The sequence below is a fragment of the Pseudomonas aegrilactucae genome (assembly GCF_019168305.1).
Classification (GTDB): Bacteria; Pseudomonadota; Gammaproteobacteria; order Pseudomonadales; family Pseudomonadaceae; genus Aquipseudomonas; species Aquipseudomonas aegrilactucae.
The window spans coordinates 1-5,491 of the sequence record NZ_JAHTBI010000034.1; the positions used below are offsets into that span (position 1 = coordinate 1).

Below are 5,491 nucleotides of genomic sequence, written 5' to 3' on the forward strand. Positions count from 1 at the left end.
GGTTTGAAACGCTGTAGAATTCGCCTCCCGCTAACGAGAGATCGAAGCGAGTCAAGTGCTTGAAGTTGAAAGAGAAATTCTGAAAGACTTCAAAATAAACGCTTGACAGGCTCTGAGGAAAGCGTAGAATGCGCGCCTCGGTTGAGACGAAAAGCTCTTAACCAACCGCTCTTTAACAACTGAATCAAGCAATTCGTGTGGGTGCTTGTGAGCTCAGACTGATAGTCAGAAAGATTATCAGCATCACAAGTGACTGCACGAAAATCGAAAGATTTGAAAGTAAGTCATTTGAGTATGCTGAGCCAAGTTTAGGGTTTTCTCAAAACCCAAGCAGTATTGAACTGAAGAGTTTGATCATGGCTCAGATTGAACGCTGGCGGCAGGCCTAACACATGCAAGTCGAGCGGATGAGAAGAGCTTGCTCTTCGATTCAGCGGCGGACGGGTGAGTAATACCTAGGAATCTGCCTGATAGTGGGGGACAACGTTTCGAAAGGAACGCTAATACCGCATACGTCCTACGGGAGAAAGCAGGGGACCTTCGGGCCTTGCGCTATCAGATGAGCCTAGGTCGGATTAGCTAGTTGGTGAGGTAATGGCTCACCAAGGCTACGATCCGTAACTGGTCTGAGAGGATGATCAGTCACACTGGAACTGAGACACGGTCCAGACTCCTACGGGAGGCAGCAGTGGGGAATATTGGACAATGGGCGAAAGCCTGATCCAGCCATGCCGCGTGTGTGAAGAAGGTCTTCGGATTGTAAAGCACTTTAAGTTGGGAGGAAGGGCAGTAAGCGAATACCTTGCTGTTTTGACGTTACCGACAGAATAAGCACCGGCTAACTCTGTGCCAGCAGCCGCGGTAATACAGAGGGTGCAAGCGTTAATCGGAATTACTGGGCGTAAAGCGCGCGTAGGTGGTTCGTTAAGTTGGATGTGAAATCCCCGGGCTCAACCTGGGAACTGCATCCAAAACTGGCGAGCTAGAGTAGGGCAGAGGGTGGTGGAATTTCCTGTGTAGCGGTGAAATGCGTAGATATAGGAAGGAACACCAGTGGCGAAGGCGACCACCTGGGCTCATACTGACACTGAGGTGCGAAAGCGTGGGGAGCAAACAGGATTAGATACCCTGGTAGTCCACGCCGTAAACGATGTCAACTAGCCGTTGGAATCCTTGAGATTTTAGTGGCGCAGCTAACGCATTAAGTTGACCGCCTGGGGAGTACGGCCGCAAGGTTAAAACTCAAATGAATTGACGGGGGCCCGCACAAGCGGTGGAGCATGTGGTTTAATTCGAAGCAACGCGAAGAACCTTACCAGGCCTTGACATCCAATGAACTTTCCAGAGATGGATTGGTGCCTTCGGGAACATTGAGACAGGTGCTGCATGGCTGTCGTCAGCTCGTGTCGTGAGATGTTGGGTTAAGTCCCGTAACGAGCGCAACCCTTGTCCTTAGTTACCAGCACGTCATGGTGGGCACTCTAAGGAGACTGCCGGTGACAAACCGGAGGAAGGTGGGGATGACGTCAAGTCATCATGGCCCTTACGGCCTGGGCTACACACGTGCTACAATGGTCGGTACAGAGGGTCGCCAAGCCGCGAGGTGGAGCTAATCTCACAAAACCGATCGTAGTCCGGATCGCAGTCTGCAACTCGACTGCGTGAAGTCGGAATCGCTAGTAATCGCGAATCAGAATGTCGCGGTGAATACGTTCCCGGGCCTTGTACACACCGCCCGTCACACCATGGGAGTGGGTTGCACCAGAAGTAGCTAGTCTAACCTTCGGGAGGACGGTTACCACGGTGTGATTCATGACTGGGGTGAAGTCGTAACAAGGTAGCCGTAGGGGAACCTGCGGCTGGATCACCTCCTTAATCGACGACATCAGCTGTCTCATAAGCTCCCACACGAATTGCTTGATTCATTGAAGAAGACGATTGGGTCTGTAGCTCAGTTGGTTAGAGCGCACCCCTGATAAGGGTGAGGTCGGCAGTTCGAATCTGCCCAGACCCACCAATTACTCGTGGTGACAACCTGTAGCAATACGGGGCCATAGCTCAGCTGGGAGAGCGCCTGCCTTGCACGCAGGAGGTCAGCGGTTCGATCCCGCTTGGCTCCACCATTCTCCACTTGCAGCCGTCAAAGCTTAGAAATGAATATTCGGATCGAATATTGATTTCTGAACTTTATCAGAATCGTTCTTTAAAAATTTGGGTATGTGATAGAAAGATAGACTGGACAGCACTTTCACTGGTGATGTTCAGGCTAAGGTAAAATTTGTGAGTAATTACAAGTTTTCGGCGAATGTTGTCTTCACAGTATAACCAGATTGCTTGGGGTTATATGGTCAAGTGAAGAAGCGCATACGGTGGATGCCTTGGCAGTCAGAGGCGATGAAAGACGTGGTAGCCTGCGATAAGCTTCGGGGAGTCGGCAAACAGACTTTGATCCGGAGATCTCTGAATGGGGGAACCCACCTGGCATAAGTCAGGTATCTTGTACTGAATACATAGGTGCAAGAGGCGAACCAGGGGAACTGAAACATCTAAGTACCCTGAGGAAAAGAAATCAACCGAGATTCCCTTAGTAGTGGCGAGCGAACGGGGACTAGCCCTTAAGTGGCTTTGAGATTAGCGGAACGCTCTGGAAAGTGCGGCCATAGTGGGTGATAGCCCTGTACGCGAAAATCTCTTAGTCATGAAATCGAGTAGGACGGAGCACGAGAAACTTTGTCTGAATATGGGGGGACCATCCTCCAAGGCTAAATACTACTGACTGACCGATAGTGAACCAGTACCGTGAGGGAAAGGCGAAAAGAACCCCGGAGAGGGGAGTGAAATAGATCCTGAAACCGTATGCGTACAAGCAGTGGGAGCCTACTTTGTTAGGTGACTGCGTACCTTTTGTATAATGGGTCAGCGACTTATATTCAGTGGCGAGCTTAACCGAATAGGGGAGGCGTAGCGAAAGCGAGTGTTAATAGCGCGTTTAGTCGCTGGGTATAGACCCGAAACCGGGCGATCTATCCATGGGCAGGTTGAAGGTTAGGTAACACTGACTGGAGGACCGAACCGACTACCGTTGAAAAGTTAGCGGATGACCTGTGGATCGGAGTGAAAGGCTAATCAAGCTCGGAGATAGCTGGTTCTCCTCGAAAGCTATTTAGGTAGCGCCTCATGTATCACTGTAGGGGGTAGAGCACTGTTTCGGCTAGGGGGTCATCCCGACTTACCAAACCGATGCAAACTCCGAATACCTACAAGTGCCGAGCATGGGAGACACACGGCGGGTGCTAACGTCCGTCGTGAAAAGGGAAACAACCCAGACCGTCAGCTAAGGTCCCAAAGTTATGGTTAAGTGGGAAACGATGTGGGAAGGCTTAGACAGCTAGGAGGTTGGCTTAGAAGCAGCCACCCTTTAAAGAAAGCGTAATAGCTCACTAGTCGAGTCGGCCTGCGCGGAAGATGTAACGGGGCTCAAACCATACACCGAAGCTACGGGTATCACTTAGGTGATGCGGTAGAGGAGCGTTCTGTAAGCCTGTGAAGGTGAGTTGAGAAGCTTGCTGGAGGTATCAGAAGTGCGAATGCTGACATGAGTAACGACAATGGGAGTGAAAAACTCCCACGCCGAAAGACCAAGGTTTCCTGCGCAACGTTAATCGACGCAGGGTTAGTCGGTCCCTAAGGCGAGGCTGAAAAGCGTAGTCGATGGAAAACAGGTTAATATTCCTGTACTTCTGGTTATTGCGATGGAGGGACGGAGAAGGCTAGGCCAGCTTGGCGTTGGTTGTCCAAGTTTAAGGTGGTAGGCTGAGATCTTAGGTAAATCCGGGATCTTAAGGCCGAGAGCTGATGACGAGTTGCCATTAGGCGACGAAGTGGTTGATGCCATGCTTCCAAGAAAAGCTTCTAAGCTTCAGGTAACCAGGAACCGTACCCCAAACCGACACAGGTGGTTGGGTAGAGAATACCAAGGCGCTTGAGAGAACTCGGGTGAAGGAACTAGGCAAAATGGCACCGTAACTTCGGGAGAAGGTGCGCCGGTGAGGGTGAAGGACTTGCTCCGTAAGCTCATGCCGGTCGAAGATACCAGGCCGCTGCGACTGTTTATTAAAAACACAGCACTCTGCAAACACGAAAGTGGACGTATAGGGTGTGACGCCTGCCCGGTGCCGGAAGGTTAATTGATGGGGTTAGCTAACGCGAAGCTCTTGATCGAAGCCCCGGTAAACGGCGGCCGTAACTATAACGGTCCTAAGGTAGCGAAATTCCTTGTCGGGTAAGTTCCGACCTGCACGAATGGCGTAACGATGGCGGCGCTGTCTCCACCCGAGACTCAGTGAAATTGAAATCGCTGTGAAGATGCAGTGTATCCGCGGCTAGACGGAAAGACCCCGTGAACCTTTACTATAGCTTTGCACTGGACTTTGAATTTGCTTGTGTAGGATAGGTGGGAGGCTTTGAAGCGTGAACGCCAGTTTGCGTGGAGCCAATCTTGAAATACCACCCTGGCAACTTTGAGGTTCTAACTCAGGTCCGTTATCCGGATCGAGGACAGTGTATGGTGGGTAGTTTGACTGGGGCGGTCTCCTCCTAAAGAGTAACGGAGGAGTACGAAGGTGCGCTCAGACCGGTCGGAAATCGGTCGTAGAGTATAAAGGCAAAAGCGCGCTTGACTGCGAGACAGACACGTCGAGCAGGTACGAAAGTAGGTCTTAGTGATCCGGTGGTTCTGTATGGAAGGGCCATCGCTCAACGGATAAAAGGTACTCCGGGGATAACAGGCTGATACCGCCCAAGAGTTCATATCGACGGCGGTGTTTGGCACCTCGATGTCGGCTCATCACATCCTGGGGCTGAAGCCGGTCCCAAGGGTATGGCTGTTCGCCATTTAAAGTGGTACGCGAGCTGGGTTTAGAACGTCGTGAGACAGTTCGGTCCCTATCTGCCGTGGACGTTTGAGATTTGAGAGGGGCTGCTCCTAGTACGAGAGGACCGGAGTGGACGAACCTCTGGTGTTCCGGTTGTCACGCCAGTGGCATTGCCGGGTAGCTATGTTCGGAAGAGATAACCGCTGAAAGCATCTAAGCGGGAAACTTGCCTCAAGATGAGATCTCACTGGAGCCTTGAGCTCCCTGAAGGGCCGTCGAAGACTACGACGTTGATAGGTTGGGTGTGTAAGCGCTGTGAGGCGTTGAGCTAACCAATACTAATTGCCCGTGAGGCTTGACCATATAACACCCAAGCAATTTGAGCGAAAGCCAGATTGCGGTGTTGTGAAGACACAGTAAGCCGAAGATTTGTAACTCACAAAGCATCACATACCCGATTCGCTGGAGTGTCTTAAAAGACCTTCTGGCAACAGAATTTCTTGACGACCATAGAGCATTGGAACCACCTGATCCCATCCCGAACTCAGTAGTGAAACGATGCATCGCCGATGGTAGTGTGGGGTTTCCCCATGTGAGAGTAGGTCATCGTCAAGATT

2 tRNA genes and 3 rRNA genes are annotated in these 5,491 nt (G+C 51.3%); all 5 read left to right on the forward strand.

Features of this window, described 5'->3' with window-relative positions:
• Nucleotides 1–338: 338 nt before the first annotated feature.
• Nucleotides 339–1,875, forward strand: a 16S ribosomal RNA gene (locus tag KUO17_RS09905).
• Between the two features lie 65 nt (nt 1,876–1,940).
• Nucleotides 1,941–2,017, forward strand: a tRNA-Ile gene (locus tag KUO17_RS09910).
• Between the two features lie 30 nt (nt 2,018–2,047).
• A tRNA-Ala gene (locus KUO17_RS09915) sits at nt 2,048–2,123 on the forward strand.
• A 223-nt stretch (nt 2,124–2,346) separates the two neighbouring features.
• A 23S ribosomal RNA gene (locus tag KUO17_RS09920) occupies nt 2,347–5,237 on the forward strand.
• Between the two features lie 136 nt (nt 5,238–5,373).
• Nucleotides 5,374–5,489: ribosomal RNA gene (gene rrf, locus KUO17_RS09925) — 5S ribosomal RNA — on the forward strand.
• Together the 16S, 23S and 5S rRNA genes with 2 tRNA genes alongside form the textbook arrangement of a ribosomal RNA operon.
• Nucleotides 5,490–5,491 lie beyond the last annotated feature (2 nt).